This window comes from Rothia sp. HMSC058E10, assembly GCF_001809415.1.
Lineage (GTDB): Bacteria > Actinomycetota > Actinomycetes > Actinomycetales > Micrococcaceae > Rothia > Rothia dentocariosa.
The window spans coordinates 45,053-71,663 of the sequence record NZ_KV797619.1; the positions used below are offsets into that span (position 1 = coordinate 45,053).

23 protein-coding genes are annotated in these 26,611 nt (G+C 54.0%); 20 read left to right on the forward strand and 3 right to left on the reverse strand.

All coding sequences use genetic code 11. The features are described from left to right. Positions 1–95: 95 nt before the first annotated feature. The gene (locus HMPREF2609_RS10520; RefSeq protein WP_246825551.1) at positions 96–866 is read right to left on the reverse strand and encodes a heterodisulfide reductase-related iron-sulfur binding cluster; all 771 of its coding nucleotides are present in this window, start codon (positions 864–866) and stop codon (positions 96–98) included. Then, positions 799–1,695 carry a DNA alkylation repair protein gene (locus tag HMPREF2609_RS11095; RefSeq protein WP_246825552.1) on the reverse strand — a complete coding sequence of 299 codons (897 nt, stop codon included), beginning with the start codon at positions 1,693–1,695 and terminating at the stop codon, positions 799–801. The genes HMPREF2609_RS10520 and HMPREF2609_RS11095 overlap by 68 nt, the downstream gene beginning before the upstream one ends. A gap of 251 nt (positions 1,696–1,946) precedes the next feature. Between HMPREF2609_RS11095 and HMPREF2609_RS03170 the strand changes: the two genes are divergently transcribed. The 14 genes from HMPREF2609_RS03170 to HMPREF2609_RS03235 all read left to right on the forward strand — a co-directional run bounded on the left by HMPREF2609_RS03170 (position 1,947) and on the right by HMPREF2609_RS03235 (position 17,843). Beyond that, positions 1,947–2,966, forward strand: coding sequence for a potassium channel family protein (locus tag HMPREF2609_RS03170; RefSeq protein ID WP_070450395.1), 1,020 nt, complete (start codon positions 1,947–1,949; stop codon positions 2,964–2,966). A 48-nt stretch (positions 2,967–3,014) separates the two neighbouring features. After that, a complete protein-coding gene (locus HMPREF2609_RS03175) occupies positions 3,015–3,584 on the forward strand; it encodes an HIT family protein (protein ID WP_070535017.1) in 570 nt (189 codons plus the stop codon). Positions 3,585–3,970: 386 nt separating this feature from the next. Next, positions 3,971–4,768: a DUF6318 family protein gene (locus HMPREF2609_RS03180; protein WP_239661858.1), complete on the forward strand. Its 798-nt coding sequence runs from the start codon at positions 3,971–3,973 to the stop codon at positions 4,766–4,768. 57 nt (positions 4,769–4,825) lie between these two features. Beyond that, positions 4,826–5,866 (forward strand): DUF2797 domain-containing protein, encoded by a 1,041-nt coding sequence (locus HMPREF2609_RS03185; RefSeq protein WP_070535019.1) that lies wholly within the window; start codon positions 4,826–4,828, stop codon positions 5,864–5,866. A 155-nt stretch (positions 5,867–6,021) separates the two neighbouring features. Next, positions 6,022–7,308: a Mur ligase family protein gene (locus tag HMPREF2609_RS03190; RefSeq protein ID WP_004004766.1), complete on the forward strand. Its 1,287-nt coding sequence runs from the start codon at positions 6,022–6,024 to the stop codon at positions 7,306–7,308. Then, complete coding sequence (locus HMPREF2609_RS03195) at positions 7,308–8,069, forward strand: type 1 glutamine amidotransferase (RefSeq protein ID WP_070535021.1); 762 nt, start codon at positions 7,308–7,310, stop codon at positions 8,067–8,069. The genes HMPREF2609_RS03190 and HMPREF2609_RS03195 overlap by 1 nt, the downstream gene beginning before the upstream one ends. A 190-nt stretch (positions 8,070–8,259) precedes the next feature. Beyond that, complete coding sequence (locus HMPREF2609_RS03200; protein ID WP_041321796.1) at positions 8,260–9,018, forward strand: YebC/PmpR family DNA-binding transcriptional regulator; 759 nt, start codon at positions 8,260–8,262, stop codon at positions 9,016–9,018. Between the two features lie 117 nt (positions 9,019–9,135). Beyond that, positions 9,136–9,801 carry a crossover junction endodeoxyribonuclease RuvC gene (ruvC, locus tag HMPREF2609_RS03205; protein ID WP_013399139.1) on the forward strand — a complete coding sequence of 222 codons (666 nt, stop codon included), beginning with the start codon at positions 9,136–9,138 and terminating at the stop codon, positions 9,799–9,801. Between the two features lie 120 nt (positions 9,802–9,921). Further along, positions 9,922–10,542 (forward strand): Holliday junction branch migration protein RuvA, encoded by a 621-nt coding sequence (gene ruvA, locus HMPREF2609_RS03210; RefSeq protein WP_070535023.1) that lies wholly within the window; start codon positions 9,922–9,924, stop codon positions 10,540–10,542. A gap of 137 nt (positions 10,543–10,679) precedes the next feature. Continuing rightward, positions 10,680–11,666 (forward strand): Holliday junction branch migration DNA helicase RuvB, encoded by a 987-nt coding sequence (ruvB, locus tag HMPREF2609_RS03215; RefSeq protein ID WP_210391447.1) that lies wholly within the window; start codon positions 10,680–10,682, stop codon positions 11,664–11,666. 296 nt (positions 11,667–11,962) lie between these two features. After that, entirely contained in the window at positions 11,963–12,301 is a 339-nt protein-coding gene (yajC, locus tag HMPREF2609_RS03220) for a preprotein translocase subunit YajC (protein WP_048752078.1), read from the forward strand. Positions 12,302–12,390: 89 nt separating this feature from the next. Beyond that, positions 12,391–14,085: a protein translocase subunit SecD gene (gene secD, locus HMPREF2609_RS03225; RefSeq protein ID WP_070535028.1), complete on the forward strand. Its 1,695-nt coding sequence runs from the start codon at positions 12,391–12,393 to the stop codon at positions 14,083–14,085. A 2-nt stretch (positions 14,086–14,087) separates the two neighbouring features. Next, positions 14,088–15,185, forward strand: coding sequence for a protein translocase subunit SecF (gene secF / locus HMPREF2609_RS03230; protein ID WP_070535030.1), 1,098 nt, complete (start codon positions 14,088–14,090; stop codon positions 15,183–15,185). Between the two features lie 252 nt (positions 15,186–15,437). Continuing rightward, positions 15,438–17,843, forward strand: coding sequence for a RelA/SpoT family protein (locus HMPREF2609_RS03235; RefSeq protein ID WP_013399135.1), 2,406 nt, complete (start codon positions 15,438–15,440; stop codon positions 17,841–17,843). Positions 17,844–17,994: 151 nt separating this feature from the next. On the opposite strand, the gene HMPREF2609_RS03240 is transcribed toward HMPREF2609_RS03235, so the two are convergent. Continuing rightward, a complete protein-coding gene (locus HMPREF2609_RS03240; RefSeq protein WP_238382381.1) occupies positions 17,995–19,266 on the reverse strand; it encodes a DUF349 domain-containing protein in 1,272 nt (423 codons plus the stop codon). Positions 19,267–19,548: 282 nt separating this feature from the next. Between HMPREF2609_RS03240 and hisS the strand changes: the two genes are divergently transcribed. From hisS to rpsD, 6 genes are all read left to right on the forward strand, one after another. Continuing rightward, positions 19,549–20,916 carry a histidine--tRNA ligase gene (gene hisS, locus HMPREF2609_RS03245; RefSeq protein WP_070535032.1) on the forward strand — a complete coding sequence of 456 codons (1,368 nt, stop codon included), beginning with the start codon at positions 19,549–19,551 and terminating at the stop codon, positions 20,914–20,916. Positions 20,917–21,058: 142 nt separating this feature from the next. Next, positions 21,059–22,837: an aspartate--tRNA ligase gene (aspS, locus tag HMPREF2609_RS03250; RefSeq protein WP_070450368.1), complete on the forward strand. Its 1,779-nt coding sequence runs from the start codon at positions 21,059–21,061 to the stop codon at positions 22,835–22,837. A gap of 166 nt (positions 22,838–23,003) precedes the next feature. After that, complete coding sequence (locus tag HMPREF2609_RS03255) at positions 23,004–23,519, forward strand: P-loop NTPase family protein (RefSeq protein ID WP_246825553.1); 516 nt, start codon at positions 23,004–23,006, stop codon at positions 23,517–23,519. Positions 23,520–23,553: 34 nt separating this feature from the next. After that, on the forward strand, positions 23,554–23,988 hold the full coding sequence (dtd, locus tag HMPREF2609_RS03260; protein ID WP_070535036.1) for a D-aminoacyl-tRNA deacylase: 435 nt from the start codon (positions 23,554–23,556) through the stop codon (positions 23,986–23,988). 31 nt (positions 23,989–24,019) lie between these two features. Continuing rightward, on the forward strand, positions 24,020–25,465 hold the full coding sequence (locus HMPREF2609_RS03265) for a replication-associated recombination protein A (RefSeq protein WP_070535038.1): 1,446 nt from the start codon (positions 24,020–24,022) through the stop codon (positions 25,463–25,465). A gap of 483 nt (positions 25,466–25,948) precedes the next feature. Further along, a complete protein-coding gene (gene rpsD / locus HMPREF2609_RS03270; protein WP_004004741.1) occupies positions 25,949–26,581 on the forward strand; it encodes a 30S ribosomal protein S4 in 633 nt (210 codons plus the stop codon). Positions 26,582–26,611 lie beyond the last annotated feature (30 nt).

Consider the following 26,611-nt stretch of genomic DNA (forward strand, 5'->3'; position numbering starts at 1 on the left):
TTAGTATATATAGATAATAGAGGGACCCGGCTGGCCATCCATCAGATAGCCCGCCGGGTCCCTTCTTTATACCGTTGCTATGCGCTCAACCCTAATTAGCGGGTGGTGCGTTCCAGCAGCTGCAGCACGTTCTGGTAGCTGTAGCCGGTCGCCTCCGTCATACCCTGCTCGCAGGTGCGGTTCGCTGAAATGTATGCGGCGAACTGCTTCTGTCCGCTCAGCTCCGCAGCCTCCGCCTTCGTAGCGCTCGCCGTCAGCTCGGGGTGCAGCATACCGCGGTCACCCGCATAACCACAGCAACCCCAGTTCTTCGGCACGTACACGTCGGCACTCATCGCGTTCGCAATCTTCTCAAACGCAGGCTGAGTACCCAGGTGAGTCATGGAGCAAGTCGGGTGCAGAGCAATCGACGGCAGGGGAGCAGACACACTCAGCTTGTCCAGCATGTTATCGGCGGCGAACTGCACCGCGTCGTACATGCGCAGACGCGAGAAGTCCGGCTCGCCCGGCTTCAGGCCGTTCACAATCTTGTGCTCAAGCGCCTTATTAACCTTCTCACGCATCACCTCAAGACCCTCAGTACAGGACGAAGCGTCACACACGACCGGCAGGCGGCCACCGTCAGTGGCCTCCCACAGGGACTTCAGCACGCGGTCGCTCATGATCGAGTAGCCGTCGGTGAAGCCCTTCGACTTCCACGGGGTAGCACAGCACATCTCGCCAATATTGTCCGGGATGCGGTACTTCACGCCGGCACGCTCACACAGGCGAATGAACGCCTGAGTTGCGTTGACCGGGTCATGCTTGCCGTCGCCGTCCATGCCGCCGAACATGGAGTTCACGCAGGCGGGGAAGAAAGAACACAATCTCAGCGGTTGCGTCCTTGTGCGGCTTACGTGCCGGGCCACCGACCGGCAGGCCCTTCTTGTAGGAGGGGACCGTGTCGTCGCCCATGACCTTGCGGGCAATGTTGGTGGTGCCGTGCACCACGGGGAACGGCAGCTTCTGAGCCACGGTCAGGGCCTTGCCGGCGACCTTATCCATGACGCCCCACTGCTGCGCGGCAACCTTCCAGCCGGTAGCAGCCAGCTTGTCCTGGTTCTCAGAACGCAGGTGGCGAATCAGGTCACCAGTGTTAATGTTCACGGGGCAGCGGGTCTGGCACATGCCGTCCACGGCGCAGGTCTCAATGCCGTAGTACTCGTACTCCTTACGCAGATGCTCCGGTGAGAAATACTCGGTGCCCAACAGTGACATGAGCACTACCACGCCTAGACGTTGCACATACACGCGATCATCAAGCATCCAGTTGAGGCAGGCCCGCTCCAGCTTCGGCAGGTTGGCTGCATTGCGGCCCTTCACGCAGGTCGGGGAGACGGCACCCGTAAGAGTCCAGTTCGTCATATATGGCAAGAAATTAGTAATTTCCGCATGCCAGGTGGCAAAGTCACGTTCCTCGTTGAGAAGCAGCACATGCAGCAGGTCTTCTTCCTGAAAATCATGCGGAACTGCCGCTTTAAACTCCGTGACTTCCTGCGGATGTTCACGCAGCAGCTTCTTAGCGAGCTTGCGCAGCGCGGGCATGCGTACACCCAAAATCCGCGCCGGATCAACCGTAGGAATCAGCTTCGCCGTGAACTCCGCCAGTTTTGGTTCGGCAAGTTCACGGACTGTCTGCGAAATTGAAGAACTCATAGTTCTACTCTCTCAGACAGAGCGTTTATATCGGTACGGGTAAAATCCGGGAGCGTTTTCTTCAGTCGGGAGCAGTTTATGCGCTCCCGACTGAAGAAAACGCTCCCGCTTCGTGAAGACCCTAACATCAGGCTTGCAGCGTCCACAGATACCTGCAGAAAACCGATATGATGGCTGTAGAAAGGTTAGCGCGTGAACCGGCAATTCACGGCAGACCTGCTTCAACGAAGAGCATGTAAGGATTGGGCAGTATGGCAGAGGCAAACGGTACAGAAACACCACACACCCGTACTGTACCCGAGCCTGACAGCACTACCTCCGCCGATACCGCAGTTGACCGCCCACACAATGAGCGCCGCACTAAGATTACCCGCGGCGAAGAAGGACTCACCGAATGGGAGCGCCGCACCGATAAACCGCTTTTTATTGCCTCGCTCCTATACCTTGTCGCTTACGCCGCACCCATTGTGAGCACACGCATTAGCGCACCACTTGACGGCATCCTCAATATTTTTCAGATGATACTGTGGGCGCTTTTCGCGGTCGATTATTGTGTGCGTCTCTATCTGGCGCCCCGGCGCATCTACTTCTTCACGCACAACCTGATGAACCTCGCCATTGTGCTTCTGCCAGCCTGGCGTATTGTGAGTTTCTTGGCGATGCTCCACATGACCGCCAACCGCCAGTACAAACTGCTCTCAGAACTGGCCGTTAAACTCTTCGGGTACACACTGATCTTCGTGATCATGGCGGCCCTCGCTATCTTCTCCATTGAGCAAGGTGCCCCAGGTGCCCTCATCAAAGATATCTGGACGGCGTACTGGTGGACTCTCGCAACACTGGCGACCGTGGGCTATGGCGACGTATACCCCGTGACCGTACCCGGTAGGGTTATTGCCGTGGTTGTCATGATTTACGGGGTTGGTCTGTTCGGCGTGATTACCGGTGCGCTTGCTACCTGGGTGATCGAAAAAATTAGCGGAGTTACTGAAGAAGATCACGCCGCAACGAAAGCCGATATTGAGGCACTTCACGCCGAAATCGCCGAGCTTAAGGCGATGCTCGCCATCCGTATGGGAGACGGCACGGTACATCATCCACCCGAAGAGCTCACCCAGGAATTTCTCGCCTCTCACCGCAATCTTGCCACTGATAACGAAGAAGACGATCACGAGCCCGAACAACCAATGGAACTGCTGGAAGAGACTAAGCAGACGCTCACGGTGATTCGTCAGAAGATCGCGGTGCGCCTGGGACGTGATTCAGATTAGAGCACACGTGAGCCGCTCGCGGAGTTAAATATACGGTTTAATAGGGGTATGAGCGAAAACCAGAATGCCCAGAACACGAACGTCACCGATGACTTCGAGCTGCCCGGCGTGCCCGATGCGTTCCAGCGGCTCTGGACACCGCATCGTACCGCTTATGTGAGCGGTGGGCAGCAGGATCATACTGAGAAAACCTGCCCATTCTGCACGGCTCCTTCGCGCAGCGATGAAGAATCGCTCATTGTTTATCGTGGAGAGCACGCCTTCGCTCTGCTCAATCTGTACCCCTATAACCCGGGGCATTTGCTCATCTGCCCGTACCGCCATATTCCTTTGTATGATCAGGCGAGTGAGGAAGAAACTCTCGAAATGGCACGCCTGACTCAGCGTGCGATGCGGGTTTTGCGCGAAGTTTCCCATAATGACGGGTTCAATATTGGCATGAATCAGGGCAAAGTCGGGGGAGCGGGTATAGCCGATCACCTGCATCAGCATATTCTTCCTCGCTGGAGCGGTGACACCAATTTTCTGCCCATTATTGCCCATACAAAAACTATGTCTCGAACCCTTGATGACATGCGCCAGATTATCGCGGACGGGTTCGCTCGCATGCCCGCATAGCCCCGCCTGAACGTTTCCGACAGTTATGTTACTTTGAGGGGCTATGAAACATTCACGTTAAGCCGCGTATGCAGGTATACTTCATGAGTGTTCCGAAGTCTTAACGCGACGTAAAAATACGCTCGTGACCTGCTCTTTAATCGCAAAATTGCTCTTGAAATCCTCCACACTCAACCATCATCTGGTACATTAATGCTTTTAGCGTGTGCATGTGGCAGGATAGAAATAGCAACATCACCGCTTGAAGCGCTCTTCCGGCTTCAACATTAACCGCATACCAACCACTCTCGAAAGCTGGTTTGTTGATGACAACATCCGCCGCTGGGTACAAGCGTACCCTCTTATCTCTCGCTCTCACGGGCTGCATTCTAGCTACGCCTGGATGCGTGGCATCTTCCCCTATGAGCCACAGCGGCGGAAATTCCACGGCCTCTGAGGACAACCGAAACTCCTATGACGACGCCAGCGGCAACCCGACGCCAACAGCAGAACCTTCCCCCGCTAAGATCAAGCCCAGCGGGCCTGCACTCTTGCCCAGCGGCGCACAAGCACCCCTGACACCTAGTGAACAGAACCGTTATGACAACGGAGAATTTGTTGCGGCTACCGAAGAGCACCCCGCGTATAACGTTCACGAGCCTGAATTCGACCCTAAAGTCAAAGAACAGGGTATTGAAGGGCCAGAAACGTTGCTTAAACGTCTCGCAAAATTCCATGAGTATGAGATTCTTACGAACCACGAAATGACTGATGAAGAGTCGCTGCAATTCTTCACCAAAGACTATAAATTTACCGAGCGTCCTTCAACGTTTGACACCCGCACCCCCGAAGACCGCGGGGATACGCCCGAAGAGTCCATGAAGTTTGACGATATGACCTCGGCGGGATATTGGCCTGTGAACCCACTCTATAAGGTAGAGATTCTAAGCTCGGAAAAAGTCGGTTCTGGGGACTCTGCTGAATGGGTAGTGACGTATTCCTACAAACGCAACCGCTACGCCTGGTATAACGAGGAAAGCCTGCAAAACAACAAAATCTACCGCAACCGCGGTATGAACCGAGAAATGAAAGCCACGTTCGTCTATGTGAAGGGCGAAGGCTGGAAAATCAAAGAACTCGAAGTTTTGAAAAAGCTCTCCGTCTCACTCAGCAGCGACGAATTCTTCAAGAATGAGGAGTACTAGCCTCAGAGAAAAACGACAGCTCTATTCGCGTGTGAAAGGCAGGGTTACACTGAACGTATGAGGTACCCCAACCTGCTGGACTCAATTTTTAATGTTTCCACAGCAGCCGAACACGCACATGCCCTCATCTGGCGTGATGTGCACTGGCGTGAAAGGCAGCCTTTTCTGCGTCTTGAACCCGTGGTGTTGGCGGATGCCTCAGGCGGCACAAGCATAAAACCCAGCGGCGATGTTATGAGCGTTCCCGTGACTCCGGGTGCGTTTCTTGGACTCCGGCTCGCGCTGGACGGTGCTGGGAACCTCCAAAAGTTCTGCGCCGGATACACACGTGGCAATACAGAAACCGGGCAGATACAGCGTGTAGCGTGCCCACAGGGGAACCGCCTAGAGAGCGGGAAACAATGCGAATATTGCGCCGCACATGACGAGTTCACGGCTCTGCATACCGCGCATCTTTACGCGGGAACGCTGACCCCCGGAATGCGCGCCTACGCACAGCAACCCCACAGGCTTTATATCGCCACTTTTCCTGACGGAAGCTCTAAAGTCGGCACCAGCTCGCAACACTCAACACCGCGTCGTCTGGATGAGCAGGCTGTCGCCACCGCAACCTATATAGCCCAGGCGCCCGATGGGCTGCTGATTCGTGAAGCTGAGGATGCGGTAACTCGCATCGCCAATATTCCGCAGGTCAAACAGGTAGCGAGTAAATACCGGGCCTGGACTGAGCCGCTGCCCGGGGCTCAACTGCGGGCAGTGCATCAAAATACTGTGGATCGTGCGCGTGAGGCACTCACTGAATCTGGGCTATTAGCGCAGCTTACCGCCCTAGATGAATCCTGGGTTCCCTCCGCGGCAATGAACCGCCCTTACGCGGCGTTGCGTGCGCAAAATCCGGAACCACTCGACGCATTCCCTAGCATCCTCAAAACTCGCGAAGCCGGTTTCTTCTGCACCGGAGCCGCAGGAAAATTCGTGACCGCTCACGTTGGAGACCCGGATGCCGCCGTGCTGATCAACACCGCAGAACTCGCTAACTATGTGGTGGAACCGACGGATACTCTCAGCGCCGTCACGGTACAGACCTCGCTTTTCTAGGTCGTCGTGTTCAAAACTCTCTGAGGGAACTCGTACAGGGAAATCTCGTCGCATGCTTAGTGCTTATAGTCAGGGGAGCGGTATCCAGCCCGGTGTATAGCTGATGCTACGCTGCGAAGAACCCTCGCACAGGAATACACCACAAACGGTATAGAATGGTGAACATGTCAAAACCCCTAATTCGCCTTCTCGGACAGGGCATTCGCTACGCCAGCACACTACGAGGCGGCGGCTCAGCATTCCCCGGTCTCGTGATGGAAAAACTACACCCACGATTTGTTGCCGAAGAACTCGCCAAACTGCCCTATGGCGTCGTCGTCGTTTCGGGAACCAACGGCAAAACAACCACCACCAAAATGGCTGTGCAGCTCCTCGAAGCACAGGGGCTCAAAGTCTTCACCAACCGCACTGGATCAAACTTCGTGCGCGGTGTGGCGGCGGCACTGCTCGGAGCCATGGATCTTAGCGGCAAACTCGACGCAGACATTGCCGTACTAGAACTTGACGAAGCCCACGCCGTTCACTTCGTCAAAGCCGTCAAACCAAACTACGCATTGCTACTGAACGTGCTGCGAGACCAGCTCGACCGATTCGGCGAAATTGACACAACCCGCCGCATGCTCTCCACCGTAGCTGAAGCCACCACTGATACTGTGGTGCTCAACCGGGAAGACCCGCGCATCCTCTCGCTTGCGCAATCCGTAAAAACCGGAACAAACATCAGCTACTTTGGGCTCAACGAAACGCTGCGTTCCTTCTTCCCCTCAGACGACGAAATGCGCGCCGGAATCAATAACAACCGCGGCGAACTGCCCTCCGCAGACGTTACCCTCACCGCGTTCTCAGGTACCAGCGCAACCTTTGATCTCGCCGGTGAAACCTGCGAAGGAAACATCAACCTCTACGGTATTTACAATATCTACAACGCCGCAGGTGCCATTGCCCTCACCCGTGCGGTTCTGGGCGAAAAACTCAACAAACAAGCCCTTATCGACGAACTCGCTAAAATCACTCCGGCATTCGGTCGCGGCGAAACCCTCAACATCAATGGCCGCCCGCTGCAGCTTCTGCTTGTTAAGAACCCCAGCGGATTCCGCCTCTCACTCGCCAGCGCCAGCGCAGACGACTACGCTACCATGATCACCATCAACGACCAATACGCAGACGGCCGTGATGTCTCATGGCTATGGGACGTAGACTTCGACTCGCTGAGTGACACCGGCGTAGACATGGTCTCAGGGGTACGCGCCTGGGACATGGCGCTGCGCCTCGAACACGACGGTGTCCGAGTGGATGACGTCAACGAAAATCTCAGCGAAGCCCTCAGGAAATTCATCACCACCAGCGGTGACGCGCCCATGCGAATCTTCTGTACCTACACCGCAATGCTCGCCCTACGCGAAGAGCTCACCAAATTCACCGACGTCGAAAGGGTTTCGTAATGACCCACACCATTGCAGGAGAACCGGTTTCAAGCCCCAATAACGGCAAAACCCTGCGCATTCTTCAGCTATACCCCAAAGATATGAACATCTACGGGGACTGGGGAAACACCCTAGCGCTGGCACGCCGCGCACACGCCCACGGGTTCGACGTTGAAATTCTCGACTACAACCCCGGAGATACCTTCCCCGACGACGTCGATATTATTATCGGAGGCGGCGGCCAAGACTCCGGACAAACCGTAATTCAAGAAGACCTGCACGCCATAGGAGCCAAGCTCAAAAAGAATGCAGAAGAGGGCATGCCCATGCTCGTGATCTGCGGGCTCTACCAGCTCTTCGGCAAAGAATTCCGCACCCACGAAGGCGAAACCCTCAAAGGTATTAACATCTTTGATGCCTACACGGTTGGCGGCAACGAACGTCTGATTGGCAACATCGTTGAAGACTCACAAGAATTCGGCACCATCGTGGGATTTGAAAACCACTCGGGACTAACCTACCTCGGCGCAGGATGCAAGCCCTTGGCAACCGTGACCAAAGGCGTAGGGAACAACTCGACAGATCATCACGAAGGCGCTCGCGTGCACAACGTGGTGGGTACTTATCTGCACGGTTCGCTTCTGCCGAAGAACCCGAAGATTTCGGACTATCTGATTGAGGCGGCAGCACAACGTAAATATGGGGAGTTTACCCCTGAAAAAATTGATGATTCGATGGTCGAAAAAGCGCGCGCATCCGCTATGAAACGCCCCCGCTAGGGCAGGTACCCGCCACAACATCCAAACAAACCGCGGGGTGCACACCAGAACTTTGACGGTATGCACCCCGCGAAACGCAGGTATGAAACTATCCGAGAACCGCGCGAAACCGGTATAGTGTAAAAGTATTGTGACGTGGCAACAGGGCAAGTATGCCGCCACGGGCGAAGAAGAGACAAGGGAGATACGAATGTCGGGTCACTCTAAATGGGCCACTACAAAGCATAAGAAAGCCGCAATTGACGCTAAGCGCGCGAAGGCTTTCGCAAAATTCATTAAAGCTATTGAAGTTGCGGCTCGTATGGGCGGCGCAGATATTTCTGGTAACCCCGCACTCGATCTAGCCGTCTCTAAAGCAAAGAAAAACTCCGTACCCAACGACAACATTGACCGCGCTATTAAGCGTGGCGCTGGGCTCACCGGTGAAACCATCGATTACACCGAGATCCTATACGAAGCTCGCGGGCCCCAGGGCACCGCGCTCTACATCGAGTGCCTTACCGACAACCGTAACCGTGCGGCGTCAGATGTTCGCCTGGCAGTCACCCGTAACGGCGGCACCATGGCAGATCAAGGTTCGGTCGCCTTCCTCTTTGAACGCAAGGGCGTTGCCGAAGTTACCAAGACCGACGGTCTGACCGAAGACGATGTTCTTATGGCTGTGCTTGACGCAGGCGCCGAAGAAGTACTCGACGAAGGCGATGTCTTCACGGTTGTATCCGCTCCCACTGACCTGCCTGAAATCCGCAAAGCGCTGGATGAAGCGGAACTTGATTACAACAACGACGACCCCGTATTCCGCCCCACCATGCAGGTAGACCTCGACCTCGAAGGCGCTAAGAAATTCCTCAAACTTGCAGACGCCATCGAAGAACTCGACGACGTGCAGAACGTATACTCTAACGCCAACGTCTCTGCTGACGTCATGGAACAGCTAGAGGCAGAGTAAAAGCCTTTTAACCTCATGCCCGAGCACGGTTACAATGCGGTGCCAGACACCGGCATCGCAGCCACTCGGGCATGAACTATATACACAGCGCAGCCAGCGCAACAACGAAAGAGGACCATGAACGCATCTACGCAAGAAAACCATCCTCTTCGCAATGAGCCGCGCTCTGCTGGCGCCACCCGCATTATGGGTGTAGATCCGGGGCTTACCCGCTGTGGGCTTAGCATGATTGACATGACCGCCAACCGCAAAGCCAGCTTCATCAATGTGGGGATCGCGGGAACCGCCGCCGCTGAGCCTCTTGACGAGCGCATTCTGCGGATTTTTACCGTGACGCAAACCTGGCTTGATACCTATCAACCTGATGCTCTTGCTATTGAACGCATTTTTGCGCAGGAGCAGGTCAATACGGTGATTGGTACGGCCCATGCCTCTGGGGCGGTTATTTCTGCCGCAGCAGTACGCGGCATTCCGGTCTTCTTTCATACACCTTCTGAAGTAAAAGCCGCCGTTACCGGCTCGGGGCGTGCAGATAAAGCCTCAGTCGGTCGTATGGTTACCAAGATTTTGGGGCTGGAAAAAATTCCTAAGCCTGCTGATGCGGCAGACGCCTTAGCGATCGCAATCTGTCATGGTTGGCGCGGTGGCGGCATTGGTTCTGGCATTAATATGTCAGCGAATACGCAGACTCACCAGGGATCACGCCCCGTGCGCGCACAGCATGCAAAGCTGACGCCGGCACAGCGAATCTGGCTTGAAGCTGAGGCAAAGACACGACGCTAAACTTATATCGGAAATATTTTCGATAAAGATTGCTATAAACTGTACATTCAGAAAAATATTCTAATATACTGGATGATGGCACCCTCGTTGGCAGGGTCAAGGTAACAAGAGAGGGAAAAGATGATTGCGTCGTTAACGGGGCATGTAACCCATGTAGGGCTAGAGAGCGCAATTCTTGATGTCAATGGGTTTGGTATGCTCGTTCGGGCCACAGCACGTACCCTCTCAAATCTGCGCACGGGATCCACTGCAACCTTGTTGACCTCTATGATCGTGCGCGAAGACTCCATGACTCTCTACGGGTTTGCAGAACCTGCAGAGCGAGAGGTCTTTGAGATGATGCTTTCGGTTTCGGGGATTGGTCCGCGTATCGCCCTTGCCGTCTTGAGCGTGCATACTGCCACCGAGGTTGAGCGAGCCGTTGCAACCGGCGACGATAAAGCCTTTACCAAAGTGCCGGGGATCGGGCCGAAAAGTGCGCGGCGCATTGTGCTAGAACTGGCTGGTAAACTCATTTTGAGTGAAGGTCAGGCCGAAGAAAACGCTCCCGCCCAGGGCATCGCGTGGAAGCCCCAGGTTATGGATGCGCTCACCTCTTTAGGGTGGAGCGAAAAAGACGCAGATGCCGCAATCGACGCTTACGTGCAGCATAACCCAGATGCCGAAAAGGAAACCGTGGGCGTTGCTCTGCGAGGGGTACTTGCCTCTCTGGGAGCACAGAATACGGTGGGGCGGCATTAGCGGTACGCTATGTCGTGGATTAAGAAGACTTGGTGTTCTCTTCCATAAAGGACGATATTGTGACTCAGAATCCATACGATAACGCTACATCCGGCGGATACGCGCCAGGGCAGGTTCCTGGGCAACGTCTGGTTGCAATGGAAGAAGAACCTGAGGAGAAAATGATTGAGGCGGCGCTGCGCCCTAAGTCGCTTGACGACTTTGTAGGGCAAAAGCGTGTGCGTCAGCAGCTTTCCCTTGTACTCGAAGCCTCAAAAATGCGTGGGCGCAGTGCCGACCATGTGTTGCTTTCCGGTCCTCCCGGGCTGGGCAAAACTACCCTGGCAATGATTATTGCCGCTGAGATGAAGGCACCGCTTCGTATCACCTCCGGACCAGCAATTCAACATTCGGGTGATTTGGCTGCGATTCTGTCTTCACTCACACCGGGCGAGGTACTTTTTCTTGACGAAATACACCGTATGAGCCGCCCAGCAGAAGAAATGCTCTATATGGCGATGGAAGATTTCCGTGTGGATATTGTGGTTGGCAAAGGCGCCGGAGCAACTTCGATTCCACTTGAGCTTCCTCAATTTACGTTGGTGGGTGCCACAACCCGGGCAGGCCTGCTTCCCGGTCCGCTGCGTGACCGTTTTGGTTTTACCGGGCACCTTGAGTTCTATTCTGTGCCCGAGTTAGAACTTGTACTTCGCCGAAGCGCCGGTTTGATGGATATGCGTATCACGAGTGAAGGATATGCCGAGATCGCCGGTCGTTCGCGCGGAACCCCGCGTATTGCAAACCGTTTGCTGCGCCGTGTGCGAGACTGGGCGCTCGTCAATGATGTTCATGATATTAACTCTCATGATGCCGCGACCGCCCTTGATATGTATGAGGTGGATGCGCGCGGCCTCGACCGTCTAGATCGCGCCGTTTTAGAGTCTCTTATCCACAAATTCGGTGGGGGACCGGTGGGTCTTTCAACTCTTGCTATTGCGGTGGGGGAAGAAACCGAGACTGTAGAAACTGTCGCTGAACCTTATCTGGTGCGTGAGGGTCTCATTGGTCGCACTCCGCGCGGGCGCGTAGCACTGCCTGCCGCCTGGGAGCATTTGGGGCTTGAGGCACCTGAAATTAGCCTCTAGTACTCGCTGTTGCTCAGCGAGATCGGAGACTAGGTACAGGCACTGTCTTTGTCGGGATATACCTTTGTGTGGGGTATAAGCTAAAAGTGGTGCGTTAGCTATCCGCATAAAAGGTGCCCGAGCATTGTCAAAACGGCGAATAATGCTTGAGAAAATCTACACGCAGATCATGAAACGAGTAGGGAAACACAACCCTCTCGCGTAGGATGGATAGGTAGTGCACAGATAAAACGTCAAAATATCCGTAGGAATTACCAACCTGCGGCGGTGGGCTTGCGCCTACGGAGAGGAAACATATGGACGTCAATTCGCTTATGATGATTCTTGTCGTCGTCTTTGCTGGGTTTTTAATTTACAGCAGTTTTAGGCGGCAGAAGCGTCAGTTCCAAGCGCTGCGGGATATGATCGCTTCGCTTAAACCCGGGGACGAAGTCATGACACGTGGGGGTCTATACGGCAAAATTGTCTCCGTTGATGCTGAGGCGCAGAAAGCCAAACTTGAGATTGCTCAAGGCACCGTCATCACCATTAACCCACACTCGATTGCGCAGGTTATTACGGCTGCTGAAGATTCTGCCGAAGGTGCTGGCGCATCCGAAGAAACAAGCTCTGACGTTTCAGAGACCAAAGAATAACTGGTCAAGGAGTTTCGCCGCTAAAAGGGGGAGCTCCTTATCTCATGCACATAAGAATATCTAGAACATAGAACTAGTAAGGGGCACATATGGCTAGGCGTTCACCGCTTGCAGCCGCGCGAGGCGCCCTCGTCTCGATGGTTTTGCTCATGATCCTTATGGCCGCTGGTATTTTCGGTACCACGCAAGCCGGTGGGTCGTGGGGAGCAAAACTAGCACTTGATTTATCTGGTGGTACCCAGATGATCCTCTCACCCAAAGTGAACGGGTCGAACGACACCAACGTTAGCCAGGAGCAGCTGAAACAGGCCGTTGAAATTATTCGTCAGCGCGTTGACGGTGCAGGCGTTTCGGAGGCAGAAGTTACAACGTCTTTCGGCTCCGGAAACAACGTTGTGGTTTCGGTTCCTGGAAATATCAGCCCAGAAACCCGTGAGCTTATTCAGGCATCCGCCAACATGACCTTCCGCGCGGTGCTGCAATCCTCATCGCCCGGTACAGCAGTACCTGAGGAATCACGCACTCCTGACGATAAACTCCCAAAGCCTACCGCAGAGCCACAGGAGGATAACGGTTCAGATACCAACTGGATTACTCCCGAGCTTTATAAAGAGTTTGAGGCTAAAGATTGCTCCGCGGGCAATAATGAAGATGCGGAAGCGGCAGACCCCAAGAAAGCTATCGTGGCGTGCTCTACCGATGGCAACGAGAAATTCATTTTGGGCCCGGTAGAACTCAACGGTAACGATATTTCGACGGCAAGTCACTCGCAAGAAACTAGCGGGCAGGGCATTAACACCGGTCGCTGGACCGTGAATATTGAGTTCAACGACTCGGCCCGTGAAACTTTTAAGAAAGTGACGACTCGTCTGAACGCTATTCGCGGTCAGAGCCCGAACGATCCCCGCAGCCGCTTTGCTATTATGCTCGACGGTAAGGTTTTGTCATCGCCAGTCTCGCAGGCGGTTATTGCAGACGGCAAGCCGCAGATTACCGGTAACTTCTCAGAGCAGGAAGCTAAGAATCTTGCCGATCAGCTGAAGTACGGTGCTCTCCCGATTAGCTTCTCTATTCAATCAGAGCAGCAGATCTCTGCAACTTTGGGCGCAGAACAGCTTAAAGTGGGTATTCTGACCGGTCTGATTGGTCTGCTTTTAGTCTTTGTGTACTCACTGTTCCAGTACCGTCTGCTCGGGTTTGTGACAATGGCTTCTTTGGTGGTCGCGGGCATTATCTCGTATGAAGCCATTGTGCTTTTGGGATGGGCCCTAAACTATCGCCTCTCCCTGGCGGGTGTTGCCGGTTTGATTGTGGCAATTGGTGCGACGGCAGACTCCTTCATTGTGTACTTCGAGCGTATTCGTGATGAAATTCGTGCCGGACGTACAATACCGGCGGCTGTCAGTCACGGGTGGAAGCGCGCGTCCCGAACTATCCTGGCTTCTAAGGCTGTGAACCTTCTGGCGGCAGTAGTGCTGTACGTGGTGTCGGTTGGTTCGGTGAAGGGCTTCGCATTTACCTTGGGTCTTACCGCGATCGCAGACCTGATTGTGGTGTATCTCTTCACCCACCCCGCGCTTACTCTGCTTGCAAATACACGATACTTTGGCGAGGGGCACCGCCATTCCGGGCTTTCACCGGAATCCTTGGGGGCAGCACCCCTATACCGAGGCGCCGGTCGTTTCCGCTCGTCAAAGGAACCTACCCTAAGTATTGCGGAGCGTCGACGTGCTGAGCGCGCCGCCACTGCTGAAGAAGCAACAAATGATGAGAAGGAGGCGTAATCATGGCTGCTGAAGTTAAGCCTAATGTTTTTGCGCGCTTCGGTAATGACTTGCACTCGGGTGCTCGGTCTTATCCTTTCATCGGCAAGCGCCGCCTCTGGCTCTTACTTGCGGTTCTGTTGATGGTGGTATCTGTTGCCATACCGCTTGTAAGCGGTGGATTTAACCTGGGTATTGATTTCCGTGGCGGCTCGGAATTTGTGGTATCTCGAACCACCCACACTGAGGTATCTGAGGGCGAAAACGCCGTGAAAGAGCATGCACCCTCGGCATCGGATGTGCGTGTTACAAATATTGCCCCCGGAACTATCCGAGCTCAAATGAGCAAGCTCTCTGATAACGAAACCCTCAGTGTTAAGAAAGCTCTGCAAGATGCTTATGGTGTGAGCGAGAACGACGTAACCTCTTCTTACGTTGGTCCTACCTGGGGCGAAGATGTAACTCGCCAGGCATTCTTCGGGTTGATAGTGTTCGTGATCCTTGCACTGATCGGCATGGCGTTCTATTTCCGCACGTGGAAGATGTCGCTGGCCTCTATAGCCGGGTTGCTTTTTACCGTAGTTGTTACGGTAGGAATTTACGCGGCTCTCGGATTCGAGATTACCCCGAGTGCGATCATCGGTTTTTTGACGATCTTGAGCTACTCACTGTACGACTCGGTGGTGGTTTTCGATAAGATCCGTGAGAACACCGAGGATGCTTTCTCCCGTAAAGACAGGACATTTGCGGAAGACATTAACCTTGCGGTGAACCAGACGCTAGTGCGTTCAATTAACACCGCTATTGTTGGTGTTCTTCCGGTGGGTTCGATCCTCTTTATCGGCGCGTTTATGCTGGGCGCCGGTACTCTGCAAGATCTCTCACTGTCATTGTTCGTCGGTATTCTGGTCGGCATGGTCGGTACACTCTTCGTATCGGCGCCGCTTTATGGAACCCTACGTTTGGGCGAGCGGAAGATTCTCGCCCACACACGTAAGGTTGAGGAATACCGCGCGAGTGGTCAGGCAGAGGCGGATGCCGCATCTGAGGATGACGATGATAAACTGCGTAAACGCCGTAAACCGAGTTTTGAAGTCAACGTTATAAACGCAGACCAATAACTTGACTGGGGCATATAAGTGAATAATCATAGGGGGCGTTCTCACAAGAGCGCCCCCTATGGTTTATGTAACACCTACAATAAATCTTGAAAGTTTCACTACATGAGTTTGCCGCATTTGCACAACAGTGAGTAGGATAAATAAACACATGAGAGTCTCACTCAAGATATCGTGATATCGCAGGTTTTATGGTGATGCGTGGGTCGACGATGATTCTCAATACGTGGAGGGCACGAGGAAGAAGGCAGAAAGATGAGCGCAGCAGGATCTCCCGTAATCCCCGATAACGAAGGCGGCATGCAGACGCAGCCGCCTAAGAAAATTGTGCGTGGCTCTCACCGTGTGATGGCGGCATCCGGACGTGTGCCTAACCGTTTGGTTTTTGGTCGCCGCATGCTTTCAACATCTGGGGGAGCCAATGAAAGCGCATCCGTACGTTTCTCACCGCTTTTAGCGCCTGTTGTACGCGCCGTGCGGAAATATCACCCCGATGAAGATATTCAAGTTCTGCAGCGTGCCTTTGAAATAGCGAATAAATATCACGAAGGTCAAAAGCGTAAAAGTGGCGATCCGTATATTACCCACCCCGTTGCCGTGACCGCGATTCTTGCTGAAATGGGCGCGACCGGTCCTGTCTTGGCAGCGGGGCTTCTGCATGACACAGTCGAAGACACCGAATACACCATGGAAGAGCTCACAGAGGAGTTCGGCGAAGAGGTTGCTTACCTTGTTGATGGTGTGACAAAGCTCGACAAAATGACCTATGGCGAGCACGCATCCATCGAGACTATTCGCAAACTCGTGCTATCGATGAGTAAAGATATTCGCGTGCTTCTTATCAAACTTGCCGATCGTCTGCACAATGCACGTACTTGGCGTTTTGTAGCTGCAGGGTCGGCGGCGCGGAAAGCTGAAGAAACTCTTAAAATTTATGCTCCGCTGGCCCATCGCTTGGGACTCAACACCATCAAGTGGGAGCTTGAGGACCTGTCATTTGCCGCGATGAGCCCCGAAATATATGCCGAAATTGTGCGTATGGTGGGGGAGCGTACCCCTAAACTTGAAAAATTTCTTGATGAATCACGCAGCAAGATTACAGAGCGTTTAGACTCGGTGGGGCTTGAGGCTACGGTGACGGGCCGCCCGAAGCATTACTATTCCATTCATCAAAAAATGAAAACCAAAGGGCGTAGTTTTGACGAGATTAACGATATTCTCGCGGTGCGCATTATGGTCGAAACGGATGAACAATGTTACACCGTTTTAGGGCATATACTTTCACTCTGGCCTGCTATGCCGGGGCGTTTCAAAGATTATATTAAGAATCCTAAAAATAACAATTATCAATCATTACATTTGACGGTTTATGGGCCGGGTAATTTACCGTTGGAAATTCAAATCCGCACCTATAAGATGCATGAGGAAGCGGAATACGGTGTTGCCGCGCACTGGCGATATAAAGCGGCTTCGCGGGGTGAGAAAATAACCCAGCAGAAACACGAGCCGGGGGCGCATACCTCTGCCATGAATGTGGGGATTTTGCAGTCTATTGCCGAAATCTCCAATTCCAACCCTGAGTCAGATAAATTCTATGAGTCTTTGGCAGAAACTCTCGATACCGATGAAATCGTGGTGCTCACCCCCGACGGTGAAGCAATTGCTCTTCCCGCCGGGTCAACTCCTGTGGATTTCGCTTATGCTATTCACTCTGAAGTGGGGGATCGTACCGTTGGCGCTAAGGTGAATGGGCGCCTAGTGCCACTTCATACAGTGCTGCCTACGGGTTCAACAGTCGAAATTACGACCACCAAAAATGAGGACGCTGGCCCCAGCGAGGACTGGCTCAAATTCGTGCGTTCATCGCGAGCGCGAACAAAGATTCGTCAGCATTTCGCAAAAGAACGCCGTCTTGAGGCGCTGGATCGCGGGCGTGAAGCTCTCACTAAGAGCATGCGCAATAATGAGCTGCCGCTGCAGAAGATGATGAGCCCAGAGCTCATGACGCAGGTAGCTCAACAGCTGCACAAGAATGACGTTGCAACGCTGTACCGAGCAATTGGTGAGAACGAAATATCGCCAAAGCAGGTGATTGACTCTCTTGTCGAGCTCTATAATGGCGACCAGATTGAAGAATCTGAGGTTGAGGTTAGCGACTTTGATGAGACCCTGCTTAAGCAGACTCACCGTGCTGTCAGCGATAACGGCGTGGTCGTTCCAGGTGCTGAGGGCGTGCTGACGAAGATTGCGCGATGCTGCACACCGGTTCCGCCCGATGACATTATTGGCATGGTGACTCGGTATAACGGTATTTCAGTACATAGGCGCGACTGCCCCAATATGCGTAATGCTGATGAGGAACCCCGTATTACCACGGTGGAGTGGGCTTCCTCACCTGATGCCATGTACCGCGTGCAGATTCAGGTGGAGGGTCTGGACCGTAAGGGTCTGCTCAGCGACCTCATCCGAGCTATTTCAGAGGCCGGAGTAAGTATTCTGGATGCGCGCGTGCACACCTCTGAGGATCGTACTGTCATCGACCGGTTTGCGGTTGAGCTAGGGGACAGGTTTATGCTGGAGCATGTCTTGAACGTTGTGCGCAACGTTGCGGGCGTCTATAAGGCGTATCGTCTCACCGGTGCCAAGCCAGCGGCTGCATAGTCTTACAGTAGGTGCGTGAAAATATCTGCTCAGAGTGTGTAAAGCGTGTAAGCAGGGCATAGCTTGGCAGATAAACACAAAAATTCCGGGGTCTCCCGATTGGGAACACCCCGGAATTTTTGTACCTTCGTAAGAAAGGAAGGAACAAGCTTTAGGCGTTGAAACCTTCAAGGGTTGCCGCCCAGGCGCGGCGCGCCTCCAAAGCCTCCTGCGCCTTGGCGATCTTCTTAGCATCGCCGGAGGCCTGTGCTGCCTGTAGCTCAGACTCAAGCTCGGCGAGCGAATCCTGGATCTGGGTGAGCAGCGAGTTTGCGCGGGCTGCCTTAGCGGGATCGTTCTTCTTCCATTTAGCGGCTTCTGCACCGTTGATTTCATCCTGAATCTTACGAAGTTCAGAATCTATACGGCGCAAATCTGCGCGCGGAACTCGACCGGCTGCATCCCAACGATCAAGGATCTTCTCAAAAGCCTTTTTAGCGGCAGAAATGTCGGTTACCGGCAACAGGGCGCGAGCTTCAACTAGCAGAGCCTCTTTAACCTTGAGATTCTCGGCATATGCTTCGTCCTGTTGTGCTTCGGCGGCGTTGCGGGCATCAAAGAAGACATCCTGAGCGGCACGGAAACGCGCCCACAGTTTATCGTCCTCACGGCGAGAACCGCGCGGAACTTCCTTCCAAGCACGCATCAACTTGCCGTATTCACGTGAGGTCTCAGACCAATCGGTTGAAGAAGACAGCTGTTCAGCGCGAGCGATCAGCTCTTCCTTCGCGCGTTTGATGCGGGCGTTACGGTCGTCAAGCTGCGAGAAATGCGCCCGACGGTTGCGGTCGAAGGTGGTGCGGGCGGCGCGGAATCGTTTCCACAGCTCGTCTTCAACTGATTTCGCCAAATGAATTTCACGCTGGGCTTGTTTCCACGCATCGAAGAGTTCGTTCATACGGGCGTGAGAATTCTTCCAATGGATTTTCTCAACATCCTGAGCCGCAATCTGCTCAGCCTCAGCAACGATCTCTTCGCGCGCCGCCAGAGCACGTTCACGGTTCTCGGCACGTTCCTGCTGCTGAGCCTCGCCCAGCTTAATAATGCGTTCGTTCAATGCGGACAGGCGCTCCTGCAAGCTTGCGTAATCGCCCACCATATTGCGCACACCAATTTGCGCACCGATGGAGGTGATACCCTTTTGCAGATCTGCCGCCGGGGAATTATTCTCGACACGCGATTCGAGCAGAGAGACCTGTGCCTCAACGTTCTCGAACTTGCGGGCGAAATATGCCAGAGCTTCTTCTTCGGAGGCACCGGGCAACTGCCCTACGGCGTACTCTTCACCCTCAACAATCACAAAAACATGACCGTCATCGGATACACGACCAAACTTACGTGCCTGCTCAAGGTTTACCTGGGTGTCGTCGGATTTAATAGTCACCGCTATAACTCTCATTCACTAGGGGCATGAAAAACCAATCGGAAGAATAGGCTCTATGTCATGCCGGGGAAACGTCTCATGGCTATAGGTCGAAACATATAGCGCATCTATACAGCATAGCGGGTGTATACAGTTTATACATCCTATAGCGGCATGTGACGCGCCAGAATAGGCGCGAAGTTTTGCGGTTCGCTGTGGGCGCATCCTTGCTATGATTAAAAGGCTGTGCGCGTCACATAATATGGCGCACATCTGATACCACGATTTCAAGGAGAGAAGCATATGGCTCGTAAGGCATCGCTGTCTGGTTTTCCGGAGTATTTACCAGCTGAACGACTTGTTGAGAACCATGTTCTTGACACTCTGCGTAAGACCTTCGAGCTTCACGGTTTTTCTTCGATTGAGACCCGTTCGGTTGAGACTATTGAGCAGCTTCTTCGCAAGGGTGATATTGATAAGGAAGTTTACTCGGTCTCCCGCCTGCTGGATGATAACGCCACTAAAGCTAAAGAAAAACTTGCTCTGCATTTCGATCTGACCGTGCCTTTCGCGCGGTACGTCGTTGAAAACGCCGGGTATCTGAATTTCCCATTCTCTCGCTACCAGATTCAGAAAGTTTGGCGCGGCGAGCGCCCACAAGAAGGGCGTGCACGTGAGTTTACCCAGGCTGATATTGATGTTGTGGGTGATGGTGAACTGCCTTTCCGCTATGACGTGACCCTCGCTCTCGTTGTCGTGGATGCACTCTCAAAACTTCCTATTCCCGATTTCAAACTTCGGGTGAACAACCGCAAGCTTGCTGAGGGCTTTTATCTTGGGCTGGGACTTACCGATACAGCCGCGGTGCTGCGTTCCATTGACAAACTTGAAAAAATTGGCGCGGATGCGGTGGCGCAGGAACTTCAGCGTGAGGTTGGCGCCTCTGAAGAGCAGGCTCAGGCAGCCCTAGAGCTTGCGCAGATTCGTACCGAGGATTCATCTTTTGCGGCTCAGGTCCGTGAACTCGCTGAGCGGTACAAGGTTGGGCATGAACTTCTTGATCGAGGTGTTACAGAGCTTGCCGAAGTTATCGATGAGGCTGCCCGCCGCGCTCCCGGAAAAGTTCTTGCCGATCTATCTATCGCACGCGGGCTGGATTATTACACCGGTACTGTCTATGAGACTGTGCTTGTGGGACATGAATCTTTGGGGTCGATTTGCTCGGGCGGTCGGTACGAGTCGCTGGCCTCGAACGGGAAGAAAACCTATCCCGGAGTCGGGCTGTCAATTGGGGTAACCCGCTTGGTGGCGCGCATCCTCTCGCAGGGGTTTGCGCAGGCTACCCGTAAGGTTCCCTCTGCGGTATTTATCGCCCTCACTAATGATGAAGGCTGGTCTGCCGCTAACGATGTTGCTGATGCACTCCGGTCGCGTGGTATCGCCTGTGAAGTTTCGGCGAATGCAGCCAAATTCGGTAAGCAAATCAAATATGCTGAAAAACGCGGTATTCCCTTCGTATGGTTTATTTCGACGGAGGATGACGGCAAGCTGGCGCACGAGGTCAAGGATATCCGTTCGGGGGAACAAGTTGCTGCGGACCCCGCGAGCTGGATGCCGCCAGAAGAAGACCTGAACGTGCGTGTAGTGCCTGCCGAGAGCATCAGCTCATAAAATATTGAGGGTGTCGCCACACTATAGTGAGTGGCGGCATTACAATGGGACAATGCGCACGCAGTGTGCGTATCTTAAAAATCAAGCGCATGCACCCGGCTACTGTCTATAGTCGTGAGGTGCCTGCAATGAAAGGAATGCAGTGCTTCGCACCCATACCAATGGCGAGCTCACCGCCGCCAACATCGGAGAAACCGTAACCCTCACCGGCTGGGTAGCTCGTCGTCGTGACCACGGCGGCGTAGCTTTCGTCGATTTGCGTGATCGCGCGGGCGTTACCCAGTGCGTGTTCCATAACGAAGATGATTTTGAACACCTACGCAATGAATACGTTCTGCGTGTAACCGGTCAGGTGACCAAGCGCCCTGAGGGAAATGAAAACCCGAATCTTGCAACCGGTGAAATTGAGGTTGAAGTTTCTGCGGTCGAGGTTCTCAATACTGCGGCACCGCTTCCATTCCAGATTGACGAGCATGTTGAGGTTGGTGAAGAGGCGCGTCTGCGCTACCGTTACCTCGATCTTCGCCGCCCCGAACCCGCTCGCATCATGCGCCTGCGTTCCGACGCTAACCGCGCGGCACGCAACCTGCTTGCTGATGACGGTTATCTAGAGATTGAAACCCCCACTCTTACCCGATCAACGCCCGAAGGTGCCCGTGACTTCCTGGTTCCTGCGCGTTTGGCACCTGGTTCTTGGTATGCGTTGCCGCAGTCACCTCAGCTGTTTAAACAGCTCCTGCAGGTGGGCGGCATTGAAAAGTACTACCAGATTGCCCGATGCTACCGCGATGAGGACTTCCGCGCGGACCGTCAGCCTGAGTTCACTCAGCTCGATATTGAGGCATCCTTCGTAGATCAGGATGACATTATTGACCTAGGCGAACGCATTGTCGAGGCTGTCTGGAACCTGATTGATGTGCATATTCCCCGTCCTATTCGCCGTATGACCTATACCGAAGCGATGGAGAAATACGGTACCGACAAGCCAGATCTGCGTTTTGGTCTTGAGTTGACCGAACTTACCGATTACTTTGCCAACACCACTTTCCGTGTGTTTAAGGCTCCCTACGTGGGTGCCGTGGTGATGCCTGGCGGTGCTTCTCAGCCGCGCCGCACCCTGGATGCATGGCAGGAATGGGCAAAGCAGCGCGGTGCGAAAGGTCTGGCCTATGTACTCGTGCAGGAAGACGGCGAACTGACTGGTCCTGTTGCGAAGAACATCACCGATGAGGAACGTGCAGGTCTTGCTGCAGCAACCGGTGCCAACCCCGGGGACTGCATCTTCTTCGCCGCCGGTGAAGCTAAACAGGCGCGTGCTCTGCTAGGCGCTGCCCGTGTTGAGATCGGCCACCGTACCGGCCTTATCAAGGACGGCGAGTGGTCGTTCCTGTGGGTAGTAGATGCGCCTCTCTTCGAGTCTGCCGCAGAGGCCACCGAGTCAGGAGATGTCGCGCTGGGGCACTCAGCATGGACTGCCGTGCACCACGCCTTTACGGCGCCAAAACCCGAGTTTTTGGATACCTTCGACAAGGACCCCGGTTCGGCGCTGGCATACGCCTACGATATTGTCTGCAATGGTAACGAGATCGGTGGCGGTTCTATCCGTATCCACCGCCGTGACGTGCAGGAACGTGTTTTTGCGGTCATGGGAATTGGCGAGGAAGAAGCACAGGAGAAGTTCGGCTTCTTGCTGGACGCCTTCAAGTACGGCGCACCTCCGATGGGCGGTATCGCATTCGGATGGGATCGCATTATCTCGCTTCTTGCGAGGGTAGATTCAATTCGCGAGGTTATTGCCTTCCCGAAGACCGGTAACGGCTATGACCCGCTGACTGCCGCACCCGCGCCGATCACGCCGCAGCAGCGCAAGGAAGCAGGCGTTGATTTCAAGCCGAAGAAGAAGGATGAAGACGAGAAGTAGTTCTTACTTGAAAATTCCTGCGTGTGAGCGCTGAGAGGAAAGCGGGCTGTAGATACACCAAGGTGTATATGCAGCCCGCTTTCGTCGTTTCGGCGCGCATTCGTGTATGGGTTAGCTATTCTGGAAAGAGTCCCCGTACGAAAGGCATGAACCTATGCGCATCCTCATGACAGGCGCCAGTGGCAGCGGCAAAACCACATTTGCCGGAAGACTTGGTGCGATTTTAGGCATACCGCATACCGAAATGGATTCTTTGCACTGGGGCGAGAACTGGACGCCCCGCCCCAGTTTTGAAGCAGAGGTGGATGAGCTCGCGGCGCAGGATTCGTGGATTACAGAATGGCAGTATTCGCAGGTACGTGAGCGTCTTCTAGAGCGTGCTGATACCGTCATTTACCTGCATTATCCGAGATGGTTTGTTGAGCAGCGGGTTATTCGAAGAACCCTGCACCGAGCAGTGACTCGTGAAGAACTTTGGGCCGGAAATACTGAGCCGCCTCTGTGGAGCGTTTTTACCGACCCCGAAAATATGATTCGCTACACCTGGAGCAGCTACCCTAAATATGCGCCTCTTATAGCCGAAGCACGTAGGAAACACCCTGACAAACGATATATCGAATTCCGAACACCCCGTGAAGCAGAGAAATTTCTGCAAGCGGTACAGCTTCGCGGAAGTATCTGAACGTCTTATAAACATCGAAAGGCAGAGCATACCCATGCGAGTTATTTTGCAGCGTGTAAGCCGCGCATCCGTGCGTGTGGAGAATAAAATCGTTGGGGCGATTGAAGAAACCGGGTATCTTGTACTCGTCGGTATTACCCATGAGGACGGCGAGGCCCAACTGGCGAAAATGGCGGATAAGACCGCTAACCTGCGCCTTTTTGATGGCGAAAAATCCGCGCTTGAGGTTGATGCGCCCGTTCTCGCCGTTAGTCAATTCACGCTCTACGGAGATGCGAAAAAAGGCAGGCGCCCGTCGTGGTCGAAAGCGGCTCCGGGCGCTGTCAGCGAGCCGATTTTTGAGGCTTTTGTCCAGAAGCTCCGCGCTATCGGGCTCCGTGTTGAAACAGGAGTTTTCGGCGCCGATATGCAGGTTGAACTCGTTAATGACGGGCCGGTAACCCTCATTCTCGATAGCGAAACCCTCTAGATACCGCATGTACGCACGGTAGAGTTGAAACATGGCAGATTCGCTTTTTGACCTTGACCTTCCAGACGACGAAGATCGCGTAAAATTTACGTCCGCACCGTCTTCACGTACCGCATCCCAAGCGCCCTTGGCAGTACGTATGCGCCCGCGTCACGTCGATGAAGTTTTTGGACAAGCCCATCTGCTGACCCCAGGGTCTCCACTTCGTGTGCTTGCCGGTGCCGATAAGTCTGGACCAGCAGGACCTTCGTCTGTTATTTTGTACGGCCCTCCCGGCACCGGGAAAACCACATTGGCGCATGTCATCGCACGTGCGCCGGGGCGTAAATTCGTCGAACTTTCCGCTATCACCGCCGGAGTTAAAGACGTTCGCGCCGTTATGGACCAAGCACTTTTAGACCGTGACATGTACGGCACCACAACAGTGCTTTTTCTTGACGAGATTCACCGGTTTACAAAGGCTCAACAAGATGCGCTGCTGCCCGGAGTCGAAAACCGCTGGGTTATTCTTGTGGCGGCAACGACGGAAAACCCCTCGTTCAGCGTGATTTCGCCTCTTCTTTCACGTTCACTTTTGCTTCGAGTGCATTCTTTGGAGCCAGCCGATATTGAGTCTTTAATTAACCGAGCGCTCGAAGACCCCCGCGGGTTCAAGGGTGCTGCTGTGATTGATGAAGATGCTCGTGCCCACCTTGCCGCAGTCTCCGGTGGCGATGCACGCCGCTCGCTGACTTCTTTAGAAGCGGCCGCCGCCATAGCCTTCAGCGAGCATGAACAGGTCGAATCCCCGGACGAGAACGCGGAATCTGGGGGAGAGGTAAACCCTAGAGAACCCGTGCGCATTACTCTGGCCCATGCCCAGGAAGCCGTTGACCGTGCTGCCGTTCGCTACGATAAAGGCGGCGATCAGCACTACGACGTGATTAGCGCCTTCATCAAATCCATACGCGGTTCCGATGCTGATGCCGCCGTCCACTATCTAGCGCGCATGCTCGAAGGCGGCGAAGACCCACGCTTTGTGGCGCGGCGCATTATGATTGCGGCGAGTGAAGATATCGGTCTTGCCGATCCGCAGGCGCTTCAAGTAGCGACCGCCGCCGCCCAGTCGGTGGCGTTGGTCGGCATGCCAGAGGCGCGTATTATTCTGTCGCAGGCGGTGATCTACTGTGCCTTAGCGCCCAAATCAAATGCGGCATATGTGGCTATTAATAAGGCAATAGCGGATGTACGATCTGGGCTTTCGGGGCAGGTTCCAGCTCATCTTCGAGACGCCCACTATGCGGCCGCCGCCAATTTGGGACACGGCGACGGATATATTTATGCGCACGATGAGCCGGGGCATGTAGCGGCTCAACAGTATTTGCCGGATACCTTGCGGGATAAGGTCTACTACGAGCCGACGCCATACGGATTTGAACGAACCCTGGCTGAACGGCGCGAGCGTATCCGAGAAATTCTGAATCGAGCCGATAGCTAACCGAACAGAAAAGCGGTATGCACCACCTCGGCCGTGGTGTATACCGCTAGAGTGAGATGTGATAGATAAACTCCGAATGCGCACCAGACCCTTATGAGCCCGGAAGTCGGTCGCACATCCGGTGTACTGCCTTTATTCTATGACATGGTAAAGATTCGGTAAAGGAACTTCTGTCATAAAGTTTTGAGGGAGTGTCATAATGTGTTCTTGCGCATGGTTGAGAACACAAAATTTGTGCGGTACTCAGCTAGATTCTGAATGCGAACCACGGTAGACTTGATGGGTCTGGCAGTCTCGTTATATCTACTATATAGCGCAGTATATTGTGTTTTGGTTTAGGAATAACGCTGACGTAGTGCTGGGGTACTCTGCCCCAAACTCTCCGCCCCACCACCCGGTGCGGGTAAACCGAGGAGGCCAGCTCCAAAAAGATAAGAGCCCTTAGCGTGAATACATGAGGGTTCTGCACTATGAAAGGTAATTGTGGCTAAAAATAACCGCACCCGCCGTACCGTGCGTCAGTCCCGTGCTTTGGGCATCGCACTGACCCCGAAGGCAGAAAAGTACCTTGAGCGCCGTCCTTATGGCCCCGGTCAGCATGGTCGTGCCCGCAAGAAGGCTGATTCTAACTACGCTACCCAGCTGAAGGAAAAGCAGCGTCTGCGCGCTCAGTACAACATTCGTGAGGCACAGATGCGCCGCGCATACCTTGAAGCAAAGCGTGTCGAGGGTCAGACCGGTAAGAACCTGGTTGAGCACCTTGAGACCCGTCTTGACGCTCTGGTTCTGCGTTCGGGCTTTGCTCGCACCATTGCACAGGCTCGTCAGATGGTTGTACACCGTCACATTATGGTTGACGGTGTGCGCGTGGATCGTCCTTCGTTCCGCGTCAAGCCCGGTCAGCTGATTCACGTTCACCCGAAGTCTGAGAAGACCACTCCTTTCCAGGTCGCAGCTGCGGGCGAGAACCAGGCAGTTCTGCCTGAGGTTCCGGCATACCTGAACGTCGAAATCGAGAAGCTGCACGCTAAGCTCGAACGAGCCCCCAAGCGCGAAGAGATCCCTGTGGTCTGCGATGAGCAGCTGGTTGTTGAGTACTACTCACGCCTAGCATAATCTCGAATTTTCGAGAAGGTAACCCCTACC